Source organism: Mesorhizobium sp. M1A.F.Ca.ET.072.01.1.1, assembly GCF_004023325.1.
Lineage (GTDB): Bacteria > Pseudomonadota > Alphaproteobacteria > Rhizobiales > Rhizobiaceae > Mesorhizobium.
This window is the reverse complement of record NZ_RZSF01000091.1, coordinates 1-20,613: the sequence shown is the minus strand read 5'-3', so window position 1 is coordinate 20,613 and position 20,613 is coordinate 1. Positions and strand designations below refer to the sequence as shown.

The window sequence follows — 20,613 nt, the reverse complement described above, 5'->3', positions numbered from 1 at the left end:
GGCGTGCGCGACCGAGCGCATCCGCCGTCCGAATGGCGCCAAGCCCGGCCTGCGCATCACCAAGGCGTGCGAGAGCTCGCTGGCCGGTGCGTCCTCGGTATCCTGCCGCATCACCGTGACCAATGCCGGCACTGCTGCCCCCACCGGTCCGGTGCGGGTCAACGATGCCGCCACGCTGGTGTCGGGCGGCGCGCCGGTCGCTGTCCGGACCGTGACCCCGGACGGCGCCGACTGGAACTGCGGGCCAGTGCCCGCCAACACGCTGTCTTGCCAGATTGCCGGCGCCGTCATGACGCCCGGAACCAGCCGGCACTTCGACGTGACGGTCGGCGGCAATGACGCGTTCGAGAACTGCGCGCGCGGCTCTTTTGGGCCGGCGCCCCGCGACGACATCGTCTATCCGATCGGCCAGGCTTGCGCGAAGGGCGGTGGGGCCTCCACGATCCGCGTCGAGAAGACCGGCGACAGCGAATGCCAGCCAGGCGCGCCCTGCTCGTTCGAGATCACCATCACGAATGAGGGGCCGAATGCCTTCTCCGGTCCGGTCCGCATCGGCGATGCGGTCGGCATCGACGGTCTCGGCAGGCTGGAGAGTGTCAAGATCACCGCGATCGACCCGCCTTTCGGCTGCTCGCCGGAGCCGGCGACGCTGCCGGCGTCCTGCATCGCCAATCTGAGGCTGGGCGCCGGCGAAAGCCATACGCATCATGTCACAGTGGTCCTTCCCGACGACGCGCGCCTTGCCACTCTGCGGGGTACGGTCAGCGGACAGAACTGCGTCGGGGTGCTCTCGCCAAACACGCCGGTGCAGGGCGGCGGCGATCTGCTGTCGCGCGCCCCAGCCAACGCGCAAGGCGACCGCGGCAGGGCCTATGCATGCCACCCCTTCACAATCAAGCGTGAGGTCAAGAACCAGTGTTCGGGCGGCATGGTGCTCAACTCGGCCGGCCGCTGCGCCTGCCCGGACGGCACCACATTCCGCAACGGTCAGTGCTCGTCCGGCGGCACCAAGCTTCTGCCGCTGCCAGTGCCGCAGCGCTGCGTCCTACTCAAGGGCCAGATCCGGACCGAGGACGGACGCTGCGTCTGCCCGCGCGGCGCCGAGCTGGAAAACGGCAGATGCGTTCAGAGCGAGCAGCCGCAGGAGCCGCAGTGCACGCTGCGTCCCGGCCAGTACCGCGACCAGGACGGCAATTGCGTATGCCGGCGCGGCGAGCTGGTGAACGGCGTCTGCCGGGTCGCTCCGCCGAAATGCACGATCCGCGGCGCCGTGCCGACACCGGATGGCTGCGCCTGCCCCAAGGACACGCATGTCGACCGCGCCGCCAAGGCTTGCGTGCCCGACAGGCAGCAGCCGCCCAGCCAATGCCGCATTCGTGGCCAGGTGCGCAATGCCGATGGCGATTGCGTCTGCCCGAGGGGGACGGCGTTGAAGGGCAAAGCCTGCGTGCCGGTCAGGAAGCCGCAAGCATGCTCCATCCGCGGCCAGTTCCTCAACAAACGCGGCGTCTGCGTGTGTCCACGCGGCACCGAAGTGATCGAAGGTAGATGCGGCAGGTTCGAAGACGCTGTATGCGCGCCGGGCTCGGAGATGATCGATGGCATGTGCCAGCCGATCATCAGGCGGCGCTGCCCGGTCGGAACGGCCGGCCGGTATCCGGATTGCTTCCCGATCCGCAGGCGGCCAGGCTTGGAGATCGATCCGGACCTGCTGCTCAATCCGAATATCCTGCAGCAGTTGGTGCCAAGAAGCCAACCAAGGCTGCAGCGGAACCCGGCGACCGACAACCTTCAGTAAGGCAGCCCATCACTACCGCGCCCGCGAACCCGCCGGAGAAATCCAGCGGGTTCTCTCTTTCCCGCATCGCAGCTCGCGTTTTGCGCGCCCGTCGAGCGAAGCGGAAAACACGCTTCCCCTTGGCCGGACGATGGTCTAGGCAGACCCGCGTGCCAGCGCGCAGCCCAGCGCGCCGATGAGGATGCCGGGAGAAGTCTTTCATGAGCAAGAAGACCCTGATCGCACCATCGGTGCTGGCGTCGGACTTTTCGAAGCTCGGCGACGAGGTCGAAGCGGTCGCGGCGGCCGGAGCCGATTGGATCCATCTCGACGTGATGGACGGCCATTTCGTGCCCAACATCACTTTCGGCCCACCGGTGATCAAGGCGATCCGCAACCGGACAAAAACCTTCTTCGACTGCCATCTCATGATCGCGCCTGCCGACCCCTACCTGGCGGCCTTTGCCGAGGCCGGCTGCGACGGCATAACGGTGCATGCCGAGGCCGGCCCGCATCTCGACCGTTCGCTGCAAACCATCAAAGGTCTCGGCAAGAAGGCCGGTGTCTCGCTCAACCCGGCGACGCCGGAAACGGCGATCGAATATGTGCTCGACCGGCTCGACCTCATCCTGATCATGACCGTCAATCCCGGCTTCGGCGGCCAGGCTTTCATCCCGGCGATCGTCGACAAGGTGCGAAAGGTCAAGGCGCTGATCGGCGAGCGCCCGATCCGCATCGAGATCGACGGCGGCATCTCGCCAGAAACGGCGCCGCTGGTGACGGCCGCCGGCGCCGGCGTGCTGGTGGCCGGCGCGGCCATTTTCAAAGGCGGCACAGTGGAAACCTATCGGGCAAATATCGAAGCGATCCGCTCAGCCGCCGACAAGGCCGCCCGTTAAAGACGTCGACAGTGCGTTCCTAGCAAAGCCGCCTCGCTAGCTAAGGGCTGTTCAGTATACCGAGTTATGTCAAGTCTCGCACTAACGTCAGCCTTTTTTCAAGTGGATTTTACTTTATTGGATAATTGACCCCGCCTTGTCTTAAAGTACGAATATCGCCATCATACGTTTTTAGGCGGCAGTGCTCGGCTGCAAGATACATCGTATGAAATTGCTTGGCCGAGGGACCCTGCAAAACAGGGGCCGGCAACAGGAGTCAAATTGCCATACGGAAACGCCGATACGGGCGAAGGCAAGGGTGCCAAGAGCACGCTGGCCAGTTCGGTTTACCATCAGCTCCGCGAGGACTTGCTGCGGGGAGCTTTGGAAGCCGAGGGCAAGCTGCGCGTCGAATGGGTCGTTTCCCGGTATGGCGCCGGCGCCTCGCCGGTGCGCGAGGCGCTGAACCGCCTGGCCGCCGAGGGATTGCTCGGCCGCCACGACCAGCGCGGCTTCTTCGTGATGCCGGTCAACGCGGCCGAGCTGGAGGAGCTCACCCGCACGCGGTGCTGGCTGGAAGAACGCGCATTGCGCGAATCCATTGCGCACCGCACGGCGGAATGGGAAGAACAGCTCGTGCTCGCGCTGCATCGCCTGGCGCGCGCCGAACGCCGCCAGCCCAACGACCCGGCAGCCAACAATCCGGAATGGGAGAAGCTGCACCGCGCCTTTCATCGGGCGCTGATCTGCGCCTGCCGCTCGCATTGGCTGATCGGCTTTTGCGACCAGCTCTCCGACCAGGCTTCCCGCTACCGGCTGATCTCGCAGCGCGGCCCCGGCTCCGAACGCGACGACTTCGGCGAGCACCGCACGATTGCCGAGCGGACCATGGACGGCGACGCCGACGGCGCGGTCGAGGCCTTGCTCAGTCACTACCGGCTGACGGCGGAGATGTGCATGGCGCAGCTCAGCCCAGGCGACGGTCCGCGGGCTCGCGCAGGCAAGGCCGCGCGCGGCCGCAAATAGCTGCCCATCGCTGACAAATCTGATATTCGCTCTGGCCGAGCTTTCGACGCCGGGGGACTACATGACCAATCACCTGTTCGACGCGTTTCGCGCCAGCATGCCGGCGCCTGGCCGAGTGCTGATGGAGACGGATGACGGGCGTTCGATTTCCTATGCCGACATGCTGGCGCGGTCCGCGCAGTTTGCGCACGCGCTGGTCGCCGCTGGTGTGTTGCCCGGCGATCGCGTCGCCGTGCAGGCGGAGAAGATCCCTGAAGCCTTGCTCCTCTATCTCGCCTGTCTGCGCGCGGGCGCCGTCTTCCTGCCGCTCAACACCGCCTATACGCTGCCGGAGCTCGACTATTTCTTCCGCGACGCGGAGCCGCGGCTGGTCGTGTGCGATCCGGAAGAGGTGAAGGATGTGCAACCGCTTGCCGCATCGGCGGGGGCGGCGACGCTGACGCTAGGCCGCGACGGACAGGGCACGCTTGCGGACCGTGCGGCGCTACAGCCAGCGGATTTTGCGGATCTGGAGCGCGGCCCCGACGATCTTGCCGCCATCCTTTACACGTCGGGCACGACGGGCCGCTCCAAGGGCGCCATGCTCAGCCACGAGAACCTCGCCTCCAACGCGCGCGTGCTGGTGGATTACTGGCGCTTCAGCAGCGATGATGTGCTCATCCACGCGCTGCCGATCTTCCACACGCACGGCCTGTTCGTCGCGACCAACGTCATCCTGATGGCCGGGGCAAAGATGCTATTCGAGCAGAAGTTCGACCCGGCCCGTGTGATTTCGCTTCTGCCGCGCGCGACCGCGCTGATGGGCGTGCCGACCTTCTATGTGCGGCTCCTGCAGCAGCAGGGCCTGACGAAGGATGCGGCCAGCCGCATGCGGCTGTTCATCTCCGGTTCGGCGCCGTTGCTTAGCGAGACGCATAAGGCCTGGCGCGAGCGCACCGGCCACGCCATCCTCGAACGCTACGGCATGACCGAAACCAACATGAACACCTCCAATCCCTATGACGGCGAACGGCGCGCTGGCACGGTCGGCTTTCCGCTGCCGGGTGTCACGCTGCGCGTCGCCGACCCCGAAAGCGGCAAGCCGCTAGCCCAGGGCGAGATCGGCATGATCGAGGTGAAGGGCCCGAACGTCTTTGCCGGCTATTGGCGGATGCCAGAGAAAACCAAGGCCGAATTCCGCGAAGACGGCTTCTTCATCACCGGCGACCTCGGCCTGATCGACACCGGCGGCTATGTCCACATCGTCGGCCGCGGCAAGGACCTGATCATCTCGGGCGGCTACAACGTCTATCCCAAGGAGATCGAGAGCGAGATCGACGCGCTTGCCGGCGTTGCCGAAAGCGCGGTGATTGGCGTTGCGCATCCCGACTTCGGCGAAGGCGTCACGGCCGTCGTGGTGCGCAAGCCGGGCTCGGCAATCAGCGCAGCCGATATCGCCGACGCCATCGCCGGGCGGCTGGCCAAATACAAGCATCCAAAGCAGGTGATCTTCGTCGACGAATTGCCGCGCAACACGATGGGCAAGGTGCAGAAGAACGTTTTGCGCGAGGCGTTTAAGGATATCTACCAATCCAGACCGCAGAGCTAGGACCAGTGCAAACGCCCGGCAGCTTCGTCATTTTGGGGCGGAGCAAGGAGCGAAGCGACCCGGGAAGACCCTGGAAGCCATGCCTTAACGCCAAAGCGTGCAACGATTACAGAATTCTGCACCGTTGCGCCCCACCGCAGAGGTCACGGCAAGGATCCTCGGGTCAAGCCCGAGGATGGCGAAGGAAGAGGCCTACGCCGCAAACACCTTCTCGCCGCCGATCCAGACATTCTTGACGTCCAGGTCTTCCGACAGCCCGACAATGTCCGCTGCGGTGCCGTTGGCGAAACGGCCGAGGCGATGCGCCTGGCCGATCGCTTCGGCGGGATAGAGCGAGGCCATGCGGAGCGCCTCGTCGAGATCGAGCCCGACCACGTGATGGACAAAGCGCACGGCGGAAATCATGTCTAGATCGGCGCCGGCCAGCGTGCCGTCGGCAAGCCTGAGACTCCCGTCCTTGCGGTAGATGGCGCGGCCGTTGAGGGTGAAGGATGTCATGTCGGTTCCGATCGTCGCCATGGCGTCGGTGACCAAAAGGATCTTGCCCGGGCCTTTCTTGGCATTGAGTGCAAGCGTCATGGTGCCGGGATGGACATGGATACCGTCCGCGATGAGGCCGGCGTAGAAGCTGCCGGTGTCGATCGCCGCTCCGGCCAGTCCCGGCTCGCGATTGCCGATCTGGCTCATGGCGTTGAAGAGGTGGGTGACGACCGTGGCGCCGGCCTCGGCGAAGGCCGTTGCCGTGGCATAGCCGGTGTCGGAGTGGCCGAGGCTGACAACGATGCCGGCCGCGGCCAGCGCCGTGACCCGGGGCGGCTCGACCGATTCCGGTGCGACCGTGGTGAGCAGCACCGGCAAGCCCTGACGCGCCGCGACCAGCGCAGCCTGGTCGGCGTCCGTCATTGGCCGGATAAGAGCCGGATCATGCGCGCCCTTGCGCGCGACGGACAGATGCGGACCTTCGAGATGCAGCCCAAGAAAACCCCGCACCTTCTTCCGGGCGGCCTCGGCGCCGGCGGCGACCGCGGCGGCGGTGATCGCCGGCGTGTCGGTGATCAGCGTCGGCAAGAGCGCCGTGGTGCCGAAGGGCGCGTGCGCCCGGCAGATGGTCTCGATCGAGGCGACATCGGGATGGTCGTTGAGCATAACGCCTCCACCGCCATTGACTTGGATGTCGACGAAGCCGGGAACCAAGAGGCCGCCACCGGTCTCGACATGGGGGACGCCTGACGGCACGGCGCCGGCGGGCAGAATGGCCTCGACCACGCCGTCCTTGACGACAAGGGCCGTATCGTCGTGCCAGTCGGCCCCGTCGAAGATACGGGCGCCGGTGAGGGCGAAACGGTCGCTCATACGGTTTCCGTCACCTTGCGCAGATTGCGTGGCGCATCCGGATCGAGACCGCGATGGCGAGCGAAGGCCTCTACGAAGCCATAGAAGGACACGATCAGCGGCAGCGGATCGGTTAAGGGATGGCCGGTTGCGACATACGGCAGCAGCCTGGCTGCCTTCGCATTATCGGAGGTGACGAAAGCGGCCGCGCCTTTGGCCGTCAAGCTGTCGGCGGCCTCGGCCACCGAAGCCTCCGACGCGTCCCGGGCAGCAAGCGCCAGGACCGGGAAGCCCGGCCCGACCAGCGCCAGCGGCCCGTGCATGACCTCGGCGGCGCTATAGGCCTCGGCATGCATGGCGCAGGTTTCCTTGAATTTTAGCGCCGCCTCGCTGGCGATCGCGAAGGATGGGCCGCGGCCGAGGATGAACAGCGAGCGCGGCGTCTCGAGCGTCGTGGCGAGCGCCATCCAGTCGCAGGCAATCGACTTATCGAAATGCTCCGGCAGACGGGCGAGCGCGGCAAGCAGCGCCTCATCGCCAGTGCTGTGCGCCATCAGCGCCAGGGCGGCGACGGCCGAGTTGACGAAGGTCTTGGTGGCCGCGACGCTGCGCTCCGGGCCGGCGAGAATGTCGATGGCGTAATCCGAGGCGCGCGCCAGTGGCGAGTCGGCGGTGTTGGTGATGGCGACGGTGAGCGCGCCGCCGGCTCTCGCGGTTTCGGCCATGGCGACGATGTCGGGACTCTTGCCCGACTGCGAGATCGCCAGGCAAGCCGAGCCGCGCAGCCTCAGCTTCGCGCCATAGATGGAAGCGATCGACGGGCCGACGGAAGCGACGGCGAGGCCGGCCGTCAGCTCCACGGCATATTTCATGAAGGTGGCGGCATGGTCGGACGAGCCACGCGCCACGGTGACGACGAAATGCGGATCGCGCTCGCGAAGGCCGCGGCCGGCCTCGGCCAGCACCTTGGCCGAGCCGTCGAGCAGGCGGGCGGTGGCCTGCGGGATCTCCTCGATCTCGCGCCGCATATGGGTGGCGGTTGCGATCATGGCCGGCTCTCCTCTCCCGGCCCGGTCAGCCGGAGTTCCGCGACGAAGTCATAGGCGTCGCCCCTGTAGATCGAGCGCGTGAACTCGATCACCTTGCCGCTCGCCAGATAGGAAATACGTTCGATATGCAGACCGGCAACCCCCGGCGGCACTTCGAGAAGGCGCGCGTCGCCGTCGCCGAGATTGGCGGCCGAAATGCGCTGCACGGCCCGCACCGGGCGGTTGCCGGTCAGTTCCAGCGCCGCGTAGAGCGAGGAGCCGATCGCTTCGGGGTGGGGAAGCACGCTCGCCGAAATCGCGGCGCGCTCGATCGCCAGCGGCGTGTCGTTGGCGATGCGCAGGCGCGCCACGCGCGCCACCAGCTCGCTCGACGACAGGCCGAGCACCATCATCTCGTCCGGCGAGGGCGCATAGAGGCCGCGATCGAGCCAGGCCGAGCGCACGACCATGCCGCGGCGCGCCATATCCTCGGTGAAGGAGGTGAGCCGCGACAGCGACTGCTCGACACGTTCCATGCGCGGGGCGACAAAGGTGCCGGAGCCATGGCGCTGGACGAGGATGCCGCCCTTGACGAGATCCTGCACGGCCTTGCGCACAGTGACGCGCGAAATGTCGGCCTTGCTGGCTATATCGCGCTCTGAAGGCAGCGCGTCACCCGGCCCGATCAGGCCGCGATTGACCGCTTCCTCGATGCTTTTTCTCAGCTGCAGGTAAAGCGGCGCTCCGCTCTGCGAGGATTCTTTCAGCATAGCGAAGATCTGGTCGGCGGCGCTCATCGCGGCGCCTCCGGCAGCATAGCGAAGATCTGGTCGGCGGCGCTCATCGCGGCGCCTCCGGCAGCATAGCGAAAATCCGGTCGGCGGCGCTCATCGGGCGCCTCCGGATTTGCCCGCGAAGATGCGCGCGGCCATCTGCACCGCGCCGCCGAGCGCATCGTCAAGCGGGGCCTTCAGCAGCTCCTGATAGCGCGCCGACAGCCGCGGCGCGTAGAGCGGCGCCAGGCCGCCGAGCAGGCATAGCGGCGCGTCGTCGGCGAGTTCGAGCGCGCCCAGCGAAGCCTCGACATCGGCAACCGCCTTATCGAGGATCCAATTGGCGACGAGATCGCCCTTTTCGGCATGCTCGAAGACTTTTGGCGCGAAACCGCCGAAGTCGCCGGGCTTGGCGTTGGTGGTGAACTCGACCACGTCCTCGGGATTGTTGCGGAAGACGGCAAGCATGGCATCCGTCAGCGGCGAGCCGAGGCGGATGCCGTCATAGGCAAGGAGCGTCTGCTCGAGCAGGTCGCGGCCGATACGGGCGCCGCTGCCCTGGTCCCCGACCTGAAAACCCCAGCCGCCGATGGCGCGGGATTTGCCCGCTTTGCGCGCCATATAGGCGGTGCCGGTGCCCAGGATCGCCATGGCGCCGTCGCCGGAGCCGACGGCGCCTTCGAGCGCGATCTCGGCATCCGTCTCGACGCGGCTTTTGCTGAACGGCAGGATCGCTTCCAGCTGCTGCCTGTAGGTGCCGACATTGGCTCCGGCGAGGCCGAGAATGGCAGGCGTCTCGGGGATCAGCTCCGGATCTTCACCGGCGGCCACGAAAGCTTGCCTTGCCGCCTCGACGATGTTTGCGCGCGCACCGGTAAGGTCGGTGCGGATATTGGCCGCGCCGCTCTTGGCGCGGCCAACGACTGCGCCGTCGGCGGTCGCAAGGGCCGCCCTGCAGCTTGTGCCGCCGCCATCGATGCCAAGCACGAATTTCACGCGATTTTCTCCTCGTCGCGGATAATACCAATAAAATACCAATAGCCAAGCGTTAATTTCGGTTCAAAAAAGATTAAGGCGTATTTGATTGAAAGGACATGGAAATTTGACCCCGGTGCGCTCCGGAGCATGAAAACGCAATGAGGGATGTGGACAAGTGGTATTTTTTTGGTATTGTTCGATCAGTTGGAGGAAAGCGGATGGTCGAGACGCGCACGGAAGCGCTTCATCAGAACGCCGCGGGGCTGGACGTCCAGACCCCGGATGCCATCCTTTCATTCCTCGCCAATGCGCAGATCGAGGCCGCCAGGGCCGTGCACGGCGCCATTCCGGCCATTGCCGAGGCCGCCGAACTTATCGCCAGACAATTGAAGGGTGGAGGCAGGCTCGCCTACGCGGCAGCCGGCAGTTCTGGCCTGATGGCTGTCGCCGATGCGCTGGAACTTCCCGGCACATTCGGTATCGCGCGGGACCGCATCGCCATCCTGATCGCCGGCGGCGACGAGGCGTTCCGCACGCTTGCCGGCGGACCGGAAGACGATATCGAGGAAGCCGCGGCAGCCGTGGCGAATGCCAATATCGGCAAGGGCGACTGCCTGATCGCCATCTCGGCCAGTGGCTCGACGCCCTATGCCGTCCAGGCGATCGGCGACGCGCGGCGCCGGGGTGCGGCGACGATCGCGATCGCCAACAACAAGGGCGCGACGTTGTTCGGCGAGGCCGACGTCGCCATCCTGCTCGAGACGCCGCCGGAGCTGATCGCCGGCTCGACGCGCATGGGCGCGGGAACAGCACAGAAGATCGCGCTCAACATGTTGTCGACGCTCGCTGCCGTCCATCTCGGCCATGTGCATGACGGCTACATGGTCAACCTCGCCGCCGACAACATCAAGCTGCGCGACCGCGCGGTGCGCATGGTGGCCGCCATCGGCGGACGCAGCCGCGAAGACGCGGCGCGCCTGCTCGAAGAGAGCGGCGGCCGCGTCAAGACTGCCATTCTGCTCGCCGCGGGTGCTGCCAATGCCGATGCGGCCGAGAAGATACTGGAAAAAACCGGCCAGAAGCTCAGGCCGGCGCTTTCCGCGATCGAGGGGAGCAGGGGGCGCTAGCCGCTGTTCTCATCAAAACCGAACCTGAAAAAGGTCAACAGGGAGACTGGACATGACGACCAAACTACTGACGGCACTTCTCATCGGCACGAGCATTCTCGGCACCACCGGGATGGCCCTTGCCGAAGACGTCACGCTCAACATCGAGAGCTGGCGCGGCGACGACCTGACCATCTGGAAGGACAAGCTGATCCCGGCCTTCGAAGCCAAGAACCCTGGCATCAAGGTGGTGTTCGCGCCCTCGGCGCCGACCGAGTATGACGCGGCACTCGGCGCCAAGCTCTCTGCCGGCTCGGCGGGCGACCTGATCACCTGCCGCCCCTTCGACAAGTCGCTTGAGCTGTTCAAGAAGGGCAACCTCGCCGACCTCTCGTCGCTGCCCGGCATGGACAACTTCTCTCCAGTCGCCAAGGCCGCCTGGCAGACCGACGACGGAAAGTCGAGCTTCTGCGTGCCGATGGCTTCGGTCATCCACGGCTTCATCTACAACAAGGACGCCTTCGACAAGCTCGGCCTCAAGGTGCCGACGACCAATGAAGAGTTCTATGCCGTGCTCGACAAGATCAAGGCGGACGGCACCTATATCCCGATGGCGATGGGCACGAAGGACCTTTGGGAAGCCGCGACCATGGGCTACCAGAACATCGGCCCGAACTACTGGAAGGGCGAGGAAGGCCGTCAGGCGCTGATCAAGGGCGAGCAGAAGCTGACCGATCCGCAGTGGGTCGAACCCTACAAGGAACTGGCCAAGTGGAAGCCCTATCTCGGCGACGGTTTCGAGGCGCAGACCTATCCGGACAGCCAGAACCTGTTCACGCTCGGCCGCGCCGCCATCTACCCGGCCGGCTCCTGGGAGATCGGCCTGTTCAACACCCAGGCGCAGTTCAAGATGGGCGCCTTCCCGCCGCCCGTGCAGAAGGCCGGCGACACCTGCTACATCTCCGACCATACCGATATCGGCATGGGCCTGAACGCTGCCTCGAAGCACCCGGAAGAAGCCAAGAAGTTCCTGTCCTGGGTCGCTTCGCCGGACTTCGCCAACATCTACGCCAATGCGTTGCCGGGCTTCTTCAGCCTGAACAACACGCCGGTGAAGATGGAGGACCCGCTGGCGCAGGAATTCGTCTCCTGGCGTGGCAAGTGCAAGTCGACGATCCGCTCGACCTACCAGATCCTGTCGCGCGGCACGCCGAACCTCGAGAACGAGACCTGGGTCGAATCGGCCAACGTGATCAACGGCACCGACACGCCGGAAGCCGCGGCCAAGAAGCTGCAGGACGGCCTCGACAGCTGGTACAAGCCGGCGAAGTAAGGCTTTAGCCATTCGAACCGGCCGGGCGCTGCCCGGCCGGCTTTCGGACAGATCTAGATAGCGATTGTCGGCGCCGCCTCTCGGTCTTACCCTCACCCTTGCGGGAAGACGAAGCCGCACTGTCGCTGGCCTTGTCCCTCGCATCATGGGGACAGTCAGGCCGCCGTGCATCGAGGCATCAGCCAAGCACCATCGACCTGGAACCGAGAGACGGCGGGGACCGAACTCATGGCCGCACAAACACGACCCAAGAAACCGATCCGCTGGCATATCGGCGTCTTCCTGGCGCCGGCGGTGCTCGTCTACACGGCAGTCATGATCCTGCCGCTGTTCGGGACCCTGCAGCTTTCCCTGTTCCGCAACATCAACCAGGCGCAAGTGTTCGTCGGGTTCGACAATTTCCACACGCTGTTCGGCGATCCCAACTGGTCGGTGAATTTCTGGAACGCGCTGCGGAACAATGTCTGGTTCTTCATCATCCACATGCTGGTGCAGAATCCGATCGGCATCCTATTGGCGGCGCTTCTCTCCAGCCCGAGACTGCGGTTTGCCGCCTTCTATCGCACCGCGATCTTCGTGCCGACGATCCTGTCCTTCGTCATCGTCGGCTTTGCCTGGAAGCTGATCCTTTCGCCGATCTGGGGCGTGGCGCCGCATCTGCTCGACTTTGTCGGGCTGAAGAGCCTGTTCACGCCGTGGCTCGGCAAAGAGCAATATGCGCTCACCGCGCTCAGCCTCGTCTCGGTCTGGCAGTTCGTCGGCATCCCGATGATGCTGATCTATGCAGCACTTCTGTCGATCCCCGACGAGGTGATCGAGGCGGCCGAATGCGACGGCGTCACCGGGATGGCGCAGTTCTGGAAGATCAAGCTGCCGCTGATCCTGCCTTCGATCGGCATCATCTCGATCCTGACCTTCGTGGGCAATTTCAACGCCTTCGACCTGATCTACACCGCGCAAGGGGCGCTAGCCGGTCCGAATTATTCGACCGACATCCTCGGCACCTTCCTCTACCGCGCCTTCTTCGGTTTCCAGCTGCAGGTCGGCGATCCCAACATGGGTGCCGCGATCGCCACGATCATGTTCCTGATCATCCTCGCCGGCGTCTGCGTCTACCTGTTCCTCGTCCAGACGCGCCTGCGTCGCTACCAGTTCTGAGGCGCGCCATGAGCACCGCAACACATTCGCTTCCCCGGACCATCGGCGCCCATGCCGTCCTTTTGACCTACACGGTGATCGCGCTGTTCCCGGTGATCCTGGTCATCATGAACTCGTTCAAGTCGCGCGCCGGTATTTTTGGCGCGCCGCTGACGCCGCCGACGCCGAAAACCTTCGACCTGATCGGCTACACCACCGTGTTCGGCCAGGGCGACTTTCTGCATTATTTTCAGAACAGCCTCGTCGTCACGGTCGCCTCGCTGTTCTTCGTGCTTCTGTTCGGCGCCATGGCCGCTTTCGCACTGTCGGAATACCGCTTCCGCGGCAACACGATGATGGGGCTCTATCTCGCGCTCGGCATCATGATCCCGATCCGCCTCGGCACCGTCGCCATCCTGCAGCTGATGGTGGCGAGCGGGCTGGTCAACACGCTGACCGCGCTGATCCTGGTCTACACCGCGCAAGGCTTGCCGCTCGCCATCTTCATCCTGTCGGAGTTCATGAAGCAGGTGTCCGACGACCTGAAGAACGCCGGCAGGATCGACGGGCTGTCGGAGTACACGATCTTCTTCCGGCTGGTGCTGCCGCTGGTGCGCCCGTCGATGGCGACGGTCGCCGTCTTCACCATGATCCCGATCTGGAACGACCTGTGGTTCCCGCTGATCCTGGCGCCGTCGGAAGAGACCAAGACGGTGACGCTCGGCGCGCAGCTCTTCCTCGGCCAGTTCGTCACCAACTGGAACGCGATCCTGGCGGCGCTCTCGCTGGCGATCCTGCCGGTGCTGATCCTCTACGTCATCTTCTCGCGGCAGCTGATCCGCGGCATCACGTCAGGAGCCGTCAAGTGAGTGCAGAACAGCCTCTTCGCGTCGTCGTCGCCGGCCTTGGCAATATGGGCCGCAGCCATGCGCTGGCCTATCACACCAATCCGGGCTTCGAGATCGCCGCGCTCGTCAACCGTTCCGAGGTGCCGCTGCCGGATGGGCTCGCGGGCTATCGCATCAGGCGCTCCTTCGAGGACGTGCTGCGCGACGAGAAACCGGACGTCGCCGCCATCGCTACTTATTCCGACAGCCACGCCGACTATGCGGTGCGGGCGTTCGAGGCCGGCTGCCATGTCTTCGTCGAGAAGCCGCTGGCGACCACGGTGGCGGACGCCAGGCGCGTCGTCGATGCCGCCAAAGCCAACGGCAGGAAGCTGGTGATCGGCTATATCCTGCGCCACCATCCGTCCTGGATGCGGCTGATCGCCGAGGCGCGCAAGCTCGGCGGGCCATACGTATTCCGCATGAACCTCAACCAGCAGTCCTCCGGCCACAGCTGGGAAACGCACAAGCAGTTGATGCAGACCACCCCGCCGATCGTCGATTGCGGCGTGCATTATCTCGACGTGATGCTGCAGATCACCGACGCCAGACCGGTCGAGGTGCGCGGCATGGGCGTGCGGCTCAGCGATGAAGTGGCGCCCTCGATGTATAATTACGGCCACCTGCAGGTGCTGTTCGAAGACGGCTCGGTCGGCTGGTACGAGGCCGGCTGGGGACCGATGGTTTCGGAGACCGCCTTCTTCGTGAAGGACGTGATGTCGCCCAAAGGCTCTGTGTCGATCGTCATGAAGGAGGGCGTTAAGTCCGACGACATCGACACGCACACCAAGACGTCGACCATCCGCCTGCACAGCGCCGCGACCGGGCCGGACGGAAAGTTCATCAAAGAGGACGAACTGCTGCCGATGGAAGGCGAGCCGGGGCACCAGGAACTCTGCGATCTTGAACAAGCCTTCCTGCTCAAGGCCATCCGCGAGGACATCGACCTGACCCGCCACATGGAGGACGCGGTGAAGTCGCTCGCCGTCTGCCTCGCCGCCGACCAGAGCGTGCGCACCGGCGCGCCAATCAAACTCTAGAACAAGGACGAAGCCGTGGGCTCGCTGAACATCGAGAACGTGAAGAAGGCATTCGGGCCGGTCGAGGTGCTGAAGGGCATCGACCTCGAGGTCAATGACGGCGAATTCGTCGTCTTCGTCGGCCCGTCCGGCTGCGGAAAGTCGACGCTGCTGCGCGTGATCGCAGGGCTAGAGGATTCGACCTCCGGGCGCGTGGTGATCGACGGCGACGACGTCTCCGTCACGCCGCCCGCAAAACGCGGCATCGCCATGGTGTTCCAGACCTACGCGCTCTATCCGCATCTGACGGTGAAGAACAATATGGGGCTCGGCCTGAAACAGGCCGGCACGCCTTCGGCCGAGATCGAGCGCCGCATCAAGATCGCTTCCGCGATGCTGTCGCTCGAGCCCTATCTCGAGCGGCGGCCGGCGGAGCTGTCGGGCGGGCAGCGCCAGCGCGTCGCGATCGGCCGCGCCGTGGTGCGCGAACCGAAACTGTTTCTGTTCGACGAGCCGCTGTCCAATCTCGACGCGGCGCTTCGCGTCAACACCAGGCTGGAGATCGCGCAGCTGCACCGGCGGCTAAAGGCAACGATGATCTACGTCACGCACGACCAGGTCGAAGCGATGACGCTGGCCGACAAGATCGTCGTGCTCAATGCCGGCCGCATCGAGCAGATCGGCAGCCCGATGGAGCTCTACAATGCGCCGGCCAATGAATTCGTCGCCGGCTTCATCGGCTCGCCGAAGATGAATTTCATCGACGGCGCCAAGCTTGGCGAGACGGCGAAGACCGTCGGCGTGCGCCCGGAACATCTGACCGTCGATGCAAAATCCGGCGCCTGGAAAGGCACGGTGGTGCATGCCGAGCATCTCGGCGCCGACACCAATCTCTATCTCGACTGCGAGAAGGCCGGGCTGCTCACCGTGCGGATCTTCGGCGTCTACAATGCCGAACCGGGCGCGACGCTCTATGCAACGCCGGATCCGGCGAAGACGTATCGGTTCGGGGCAGATGGAAGGGTGTTGAAGTAGCGCCGGCCTCCCCTTCTCCCCTTGCGGGAGAAGGTGGATCGGGGCGCAGCGCCGAGACGGATGAGGGGTGCTCCAGCGGCGTGCGACGCTTACTTCTGCAACGCAGAGATCGTTCCAACACCCCTCATCCGGCCGCTTCGCGGCCACCTTCTCCCACAAGGGGAGAAGGCGAGGTCTGCGCTTACTCGTCCGCCTTGAAGGTCTGCTTCTGCTGGCCCATGCCCTCGATGCCGAGCTCGACGACGTCGCCGGCCTTCAGGAACACCGGCGGCTTCATGCCCAGCCCGACGCCGGGCGGCGTGCCGGTGGAGATGATGTCGCCGGGATGCAGCGACATGAACTGGCTGAGATAGGAAACCAGATACTTCACGCCGTAGACCATCGTCTTGGTCGAGCCGTTCTGCATGGTCTTGCCGTTGACCGTCAGCCACATTTTGAGGTTCTGCGGGTCGGCGATCTCGTCCGTGGTCACCAGCCAGGGGCCGATCGGGCCAAAAGTGTCGCAGGACTTGCCCTTGGTCCACTGGCCCTGGCGCTCGGCCTGGAAGGCGCGCTCGGAAACGTCGTGCGCGACGCAATAGCCGGCAACATAATCCAGCGCGTCGTCCTCGCTGACATACTTCGCCGTCTTGCCGATGACGACGCCGAGCTCGACTTCCCAGTCGGTCTTGACCGAGCCGCGCGGGATCAGCACGTCGTCGTCCGGCCCGACGATGGCCGAACTCGCCTTCATGAAGATGATCGGCTCCGGCGGCACTGTGGCGCCGGTCTCGGCAGCGTGGTCGGAATAGTTGAGGCCGACGCAGATGAATTTCCCCGTGCCGGCGACGCAGGCGCCGATGCGTGGGCTACCGGAAACAGCCGGCAGCGATTTCGGATCGAGCTTCGACAGCATCTCCAGCGAAGCCGGATGCAGCGCCGTCCCGGCGATGTCGGCGACATAGGCTGAAAGGTCGCGGATCGTGCCATCCTGATCGAGCAGGCCGGGACGCTCGCTTCCCACCTCGCCATAGCGCAGCAACTTCATCTTTTCTCTCCACCTTGCGGCCAAAGACCGATTCGCAAAACTTTCCGCCACGACCTCATGCGAAAATCGGGCGGACCCTAGCCATCAGCCTGGTACCCCGCAAGCGCGGACTCCGCGCAGTCGGTCGGCAGGCTGGATTTTTCAGACTTTTCGATGCTTCCGATGAACGCGTAGACCCGATCCGATCTTCCTGTTCGCCCACTACCACTGCGAACCGCCCCCAATTTTCGAAACGGGCGTCAGATCGACCAGCCGCCATCAATATTGTAGGCCTGCCCCGAAGTGTAGGTGGCGCCCGCCAGATAGACGGCGAGATCGGCGATTTCTTCCGGCGTGCCCAGCCTTCCCATCGGCTGGCGGGCGATGAAGGCGGCGCGCGCCGCCTCATAATCGCCCTGCGCATGCATGCGGTCCTGCAGCGACGGGCTTTCGACCGTGCCCGGACAAATGGCGTTGCAGCGGATGCCCTCAGCCACATAGTCGGCGGCCACCGCCTTGGTGAGGCCGACGACCGCCGCCTTGGTCAGGCCGTAGACGAAACGGTTCGGCACGCCCTTCTGCGAACTTGCCAGCGATGCCATGTTGATGATCGAGCCGTCGCCGCGCTCCAGCATGCCGGGCAGCACGGCGCGGATGGTGCGGATCATAGAGCGGACATTGAGATTCAGGGCGAAGTCGAGATCGGCATCCGTCATTTCGAGGATCGACCCCGAATGGACGAAGCCGGCGCAATTGAACAGAACATCGACCGGGCCGATCTCGGCGAAGGCCGATGTGACGGCCGCGTCATCGAGCACGTCGAGCTTGCGGGTTTTTATGCCGGAAGTCTTGCCGAGTTCGGCCAAAAGCTGCTCGTTGATGTCGGTGGCATGAACGGTGGCGCCGGCCTTGGCGAAAGCCAGCGCGCTCGCCCGCCCAATGCCTTGCGCCGCCGCGGTGATGACGACCACTTTGCCTGCCAGATCCGCCATGCTTCCCTCCGGTGTCGCAAGCTTTCTTAGTGGCGGCCAGACGGGATGCAATGTGCCAGGCGAGCCTGACCACTATTCCGCAGGCCAATTGTTTTTTCTGGTTAAAGAACACATGCCGATGCGTCAAGCCTCGAAGCCTGCGGCAAACGCGCCGAATTTGCGGCGCGAGTGTCGTCAAACCAGACCCGGTCTGGAACGCGCTTAGTCGCCGTAAGGCACCCAGACGTTCTTGACCTCGATGGCGCGGCGCAGGACGGCCTCGCCAGCCGCCTCGCTCGATGTCCAGTCGAGGCTGCGGCCATTGCCGGTCCAGACGCGCTTGAGGTTGCCGATGGAATCGGCCTCCGCCTTGGCGCAGGTGTCGGCATCGGCAAACACCCAGAGCCCATCGACGTCGTCGTGCTTGGCCAGAACGCCGCAGAGCTCGGCGCTGCGGCCGGTGACGATATTGATGGCGCCGGCCGGAATGTCGGAATATTCGATGACCTGGTAGAGATCCGTGGCTAAAAGCGGGTGACGCTCGGACGGCACGGCCACCACGGCGTTGCCCATGGCGAGCGCCGGCGCCACCAGCGAGACGAAGTTGAGGAGCGGCTGATTGTCCGGCGCAACGATGCCGACGACGCCGACAGGCTCGTGCAGCGCAAGCGTCACGGCGCGGGCCGGCGGCTGGTGGACGCGGCCCTCGAACTTATCGGTGAGGCCGGCATAGAGGAACAGCCGCTCGACGGACTGCTCTACCTCCTCGCGCGCTGCCTTCGCCGTCACGCCGGTGAGTTGGACAAGGCGTGCAGCGAACTCATCAGCACGGCCCGAAAGGTTTTCCGCGAAGTAGTAGAGCACCTGGCTGCGGTTGAAGGCCGTCGCGTCCGGCCAGGCTTTGCAGGCGCGCGCGGCGGCGACCGCGTCGCGGATATCCTTGCGGTTGCCAAGACCGACTTCGCCGGCAAGCTTCCCCTTGGCGGTGGCGACGGCCAGCGAGTAGTTGCCGTCCGGACGCACCTGCTTGCCGCCGATGAACAGCTTTGCCGTGCGGTCGATGGCCATACCGTCAGCCTGCTCGACGACCTGCGCTGAGCCGACTGCGGCCGGCTTGATGGCGGGGCCGACCGGCAGCTTGGCGGCAAGATATTCGAACATGCCTTCGCGTCCGCCTTCGCGACCGAAGCCGCTTTCGCGATAGCCGCCGAAGCCGCAGGCCGCATCGAACATGTTGGTGCCGTTGACCCAGACGACGCCCGCCTTCAATTGCGGCGCGACATGCAAAGCGAGATTGACGTTCTCGCTCCACACCGAAGCGGCGAGACCGTAACGCGTGTTGTTGGCCAGCTCGACCGCCTCCTCGGTGTTGCGGAAGCTCATTGTCGCCAGCACCGGCCCGAACACCTCCTCCTGCGCCAGGATATTAGCCGGCGAAACAGAGGTGGCGAGCGTCGGCAAGTGATAGTAGCCCGTCGTCGGCAAGGCAGCGTCCGGCTGCCAGCAAGTGGCGCCCTGCCTGGCGCCCTCGGCGATCAGGCCCTTGACGCGGTCGAGCTGCGTGGGGTCGACCAGCGGCCCGATGTCGGTGTTCTTGTCGAGCGGGCTGCCGACGCGCAGACGGCTCATCCTGACCTTGACCTTGGCGATGAAGGCCTCCGCGATGCCTTCCTGCACCAGGAGCCGCGAGCCGGCGCAGCAGACCTGGCCCTGGTTGAACCAAATGCCGTCGACCAGTCCCTCGACGGCGCTGTCGAGGTCGGCATCCTCGAAAACGACGAAGGCCGATTTGCCGCCGAGCTCCAGCGACAGCTTCTTGCCCGATCCGGCGGTTGCCTTGCGGATGATCTTGCCGACCTCGGAGGAACCGGTGAAGGCGATCTTCTGCACGCCCGGATGGTTGACGATGGCGGCACCCGCCTCCGGTCCGCCCTGAACGATGTTGACGACGCCTTTCGGCACGCCGGCGCGCTCGCAGATCTCGGCGAACAGTATGGCGGTGAGCGGCGTGAATTCGGCCGGCTTCAGCACCACCGTACAGCCGGCCGCGAGCGCGGGCGCGATCTTCCAGGCCAGCATCAGCAGCGGGAAGTTCCACGGAATGACCTGGCCGACGACGCCGACCGGCTTGTGGCCGGGAAAATCCTTCTCGAGCGTCTGCGCCCAGCCGGCATGATGGATGAAATGGCGGATCGCCAGCGGCACGTCGATGTCGCGGCTCTCGCGGATCGGCTTGCCGTTGTCGATCGATTCCAACACTGCGAACAGGCGCTGATGGCGCTGCATGGCGCGGCCGATGGCATAGAGCACTTTGGCTCTGGCGTAGCCCGAGGATGCCGACCATTTCGGCAGCGCCTTTGCGGCCGCCGCGACCGCGGCGTCGATGTCGCCGGCGCCGGCATCCGAGATCTTCGCCAGCAGCTTGCCGGAGGACGGCTCGCTGGTATCGAAAGTCTTGCCGCTTGCCGCCGCCTTCCAGGCGCCGTCGATGAACAGCGCCCTGGAGAAATCGCGGCCGGCGAGCCAGGCGTCGGCCTCGTTGCGGGCTTCCGGCGCCGGGCCGTACTCCATGGCGCGATAGCGTTCGAGGATGTTCATGGGGTCGCTCCTTTACCCTTCCCCTTGTGGGGAGGGCCGATCGGCGAAGCCGATCGCGGTGGGGGTGAATGGCTGATGGTCTGGTGCATGGATCAGGCAGATTTGTTTTTCGACCCCCACCCCGCCGCTTCGCGGCGACCC

16 protein-coding genes and 1 pseudogene are annotated in these 20,613 nt (G+C 65.1%); 10 read left to right on the top strand and 7 right to left on the bottom strand.

The window, feature by feature from the left end:
* The 4 genes and pseudogenes from EOA32_RS15155 to EOA32_RS15140 form a co-directional block, all read left to right on the top strand.
* Positions 1-1,798: pseudogene (locus EOA32_RS15155) on the top strand (hypothetical protein); the annotation flags it as partial.
* Positions 1,799-1,998: 200 nt separating this feature from the next.
* Complete coding sequence (gene rpe, locus EOA32_RS15150) at positions 1,999-2,676, top strand: ribulose-phosphate 3-epimerase (protein WP_066996092.1); 678 nt, start codon at positions 1,999-2,001, stop codon at positions 2,674-2,676.
* A gap of 261 nt (positions 2,677-2,937) precedes the next feature.
* Positions 2,938-3,681 carry a GntR family transcriptional regulator gene (locus EOA32_RS15145; protein ID WP_066996094.1) on the top strand — a complete coding sequence of 248 codons (744 nt, stop codon included), beginning with the start codon at positions 2,938-2,940 and terminating at the stop codon, positions 3,679-3,681.
* Positions 3,682-3,742: 61 nt separating this feature from the next.
* Positions 3,743-5,269 carry a malonyl-CoA synthase gene (locus EOA32_RS15140; RefSeq protein ID WP_066996097.1) on the top strand — a complete coding sequence of 509 codons (1,527 nt, stop codon included), beginning with the start codon at positions 3,743-3,745 and terminating at the stop codon, positions 5,267-5,269.
* Between the two features lie 192 nt (positions 5,270-5,461).
* On the opposite strand, the gene nagA is transcribed toward EOA32_RS15140, so the two are convergent.
* The 4 genes from nagA to EOA32_RS15120 all read right to left on the bottom strand — a co-directional run bounded on the left by nagA (position 5,462) and on the right by EOA32_RS15120 (position 9,398).
* On the bottom strand, positions 5,462-6,622 hold the full coding sequence (gene nagA / locus EOA32_RS15135) for an N-acetylglucosamine-6-phosphate deacetylase (RefSeq protein ID WP_128372176.1): 1,161 nt from the start codon (positions 6,620-6,622) through the stop codon (positions 5,462-5,464).
* Positions 6,619-7,650: an SIS domain-containing protein gene (locus EOA32_RS15130; protein ID WP_128372175.1), complete on the bottom strand. Its 1,032-nt coding sequence runs from the start codon at positions 7,648-7,650 to the stop codon at positions 6,619-6,621. Before EOA32_RS15130 ends, nagA begins: the two co-directional genes overlap by 4 nt.
* Positions 7,647-8,426, bottom strand: a complete 780-nt coding sequence (locus EOA32_RS15125; RefSeq protein WP_128372174.1) for a GntR family transcriptional regulator — start codon at positions 8,424-8,426, stop codon at positions 7,647-7,649. The genes EOA32_RS15130 and EOA32_RS15125 overlap by 4 nt, the downstream gene beginning before the upstream one ends.
* A 90-nt stretch (positions 8,427-8,516) precedes the next feature.
* Positions 8,517-9,398 carry an N-acetylglucosamine kinase gene (locus EOA32_RS15120; RefSeq protein WP_128372173.1) on the bottom strand — a complete coding sequence of 294 codons (882 nt, stop codon included), beginning with the start codon at positions 9,396-9,398 and terminating at the stop codon, positions 8,517-8,519.
* A 200-nt stretch (positions 9,399-9,598) separates the two neighbouring features.
* Between EOA32_RS15120 and EOA32_RS15115 the strand changes: the two genes are divergently transcribed.
* The 6 genes from EOA32_RS15115 to EOA32_RS15090 all read left to right on the top strand — a co-directional run bounded on the left by EOA32_RS15115 (position 9,599) and on the right by EOA32_RS15090 (position 15,897).
* A complete protein-coding gene (locus tag EOA32_RS15115; RefSeq protein WP_128372172.1) occupies positions 9,599-10,507 on the top strand; it encodes an N-acetylmuramic acid 6-phosphate etherase in 909 nt (302 codons plus the stop codon).
* Positions 10,508-10,559: 52 nt separating this feature from the next.
* Entirely contained in the window at positions 10,560-11,819 is a 1,260-nt protein-coding gene (locus tag EOA32_RS15110) for an ABC transporter substrate-binding protein (RefSeq protein WP_067324040.1), read from the top strand.
* A gap of 228 nt (positions 11,820-12,047) precedes the next feature.
* The gene (locus EOA32_RS15105; RefSeq protein ID WP_066996121.1) at positions 12,048-12,977 is read left to right on the top strand and encodes a sugar ABC transporter permease; all 930 of its coding nucleotides are present in this window, start codon (positions 12,048-12,050) and stop codon (positions 12,975-12,977) included.
* An 8-nt stretch (positions 12,978-12,985) separates the two neighbouring features.
* Positions 12,986-13,825, top strand: a complete 840-nt coding sequence (locus tag EOA32_RS15100; RefSeq protein ID WP_066996124.1) for a carbohydrate ABC transporter permease — start codon at positions 12,986-12,988, stop codon at positions 13,823-13,825.
* Positions 13,822-14,883: a Gfo/Idh/MocA family oxidoreductase gene (locus tag EOA32_RS15095; protein WP_128372171.1), complete on the top strand. Its 1,062-nt coding sequence runs from the start codon at positions 13,822-13,824 to the stop codon at positions 14,881-14,883. Before EOA32_RS15100 ends, EOA32_RS15095 begins: the two co-directional genes overlap by 4 nt.
* Positions 14,884-14,898: 15 nt before the next feature.
* Positions 14,899-15,897 (top strand): ABC transporter ATP-binding protein, encoded by a 999-nt coding sequence (locus EOA32_RS15090; RefSeq protein ID WP_066996130.1) that lies wholly within the window; start codon positions 14,899-14,901, stop codon positions 15,895-15,897.
* Positions 15,898-16,078: 181 nt separating this feature from the next.
* Here the strand turns inward: EOA32_RS15090 and EOA32_RS15085 are convergent, their stop codons facing one another.
* The 3 genes from EOA32_RS15085 to EOA32_RS15075 form a co-directional block, all read right to left on the bottom strand.
* A complete protein-coding gene (locus EOA32_RS15085) occupies positions 16,079-16,924 on the bottom strand; it encodes a fumarylacetoacetate hydrolase family protein (protein WP_095831147.1) in 846 nt (281 codons plus the stop codon).
* Between the two features lie 239 nt (positions 16,925-17,163).
* Positions 17,164-17,895 (bottom strand): SDR family oxidoreductase, encoded by a 732-nt coding sequence (locus EOA32_RS15080; RefSeq protein WP_128372170.1) that lies wholly within the window; start codon positions 17,893-17,895, stop codon positions 17,164-17,166.
* Between the two features lie 201 nt (positions 17,896-18,096).
* The gene (locus tag EOA32_RS15075; protein WP_128372169.1) at positions 18,097-20,472 is read right to left on the bottom strand and encodes an aldehyde dehydrogenase family protein; all 2,376 of its coding nucleotides are present in this window, start codon (positions 20,470-20,472) and stop codon (positions 18,097-18,099) included.
* Between the last annotated feature and the right edge of the window lie 141 nt (positions 20,473-20,613).

What these genes read in the sequence shown, in the direction of transcription:
- EOA32_RS15115 (WP_128372172.1), top strand. Translation starts at nt 9,599, where the DNA reads ATGGTCGAGACGCGCACGGAAGCGCTTCATCAGAACGCCGCGGGGCTG.
- nagA (WP_128372176.1), bottom strand. Translation starts at nt 6,622, where the DNA reads ATGAGCGACCGTTTCGCCCTCACCGGCGCCCGTATCTTCGACGGGGCC.
- EOA32_RS15105 (WP_066996121.1), top strand. Translation starts at nt 12,048, where the DNA reads ATGGCCGCACAAACACGACCCAAGAAACCGATCCGCTGGCATATCGGC.
- EOA32_RS15140 (WP_066996097.1), top strand. Translation starts at nt 3,743, where the DNA reads ATGACCAATCACCTGTTCGACGCGTTTCGCGCCAGCATGCCGGCGCCT.
- EOA32_RS15085 (WP_095831147.1), bottom strand. Translation starts at nt 16,924, where the DNA reads ATGAAGTTGCTGCGCTATGGCGAGGTGGGAAGCGAGCGTCCCGGCCTG.
- EOA32_RS15075 (WP_128372169.1), bottom strand. Translation starts at nt 20,472, where the DNA reads ATGAACATCCTCGAACGCTATCGCGCCATGGAGTACGGCCCGGCGCCG.
- EOA32_RS15100 (WP_066996124.1), top strand. Translation starts at nt 12,986, where the DNA reads ATGAGCACCGCAACACATTCGCTTCCCCGGACCATCGGCGCCCATGCC.
- rpe (WP_066996092.1), top strand. Translation starts at nt 1,999, where the DNA reads ATGAGCAAGAAGACCCTGATCGCACCATCGGTGCTGGCGTCGGACTTT.
- EOA32_RS15125 (WP_128372174.1), bottom strand. Translation starts at nt 8,426, where the DNA reads ATGAGCGCCGCCGACCAGATCTTCGCTATGCTGAAAGAATCCTCGCAG.
- EOA32_RS15130 (WP_128372175.1), bottom strand. Translation starts at nt 7,650, where the DNA reads ATGATCGCAACCGCCACCCATATGCGGCGCGAGATCGAGGAGATCCCG.
- EOA32_RS15080 (WP_128372170.1), bottom strand. Translation starts at nt 17,895, where the DNA reads ATGGCGGATCTGGCAGGCAAAGTGGTCGTCATCACCGCGGCGGCGCAA.
- EOA32_RS15110 (WP_067324040.1), top strand. Translation starts at nt 10,560, where the DNA reads ATGACGACCAAACTACTGACGGCACTTCTCATCGGCACGAGCATTCTC.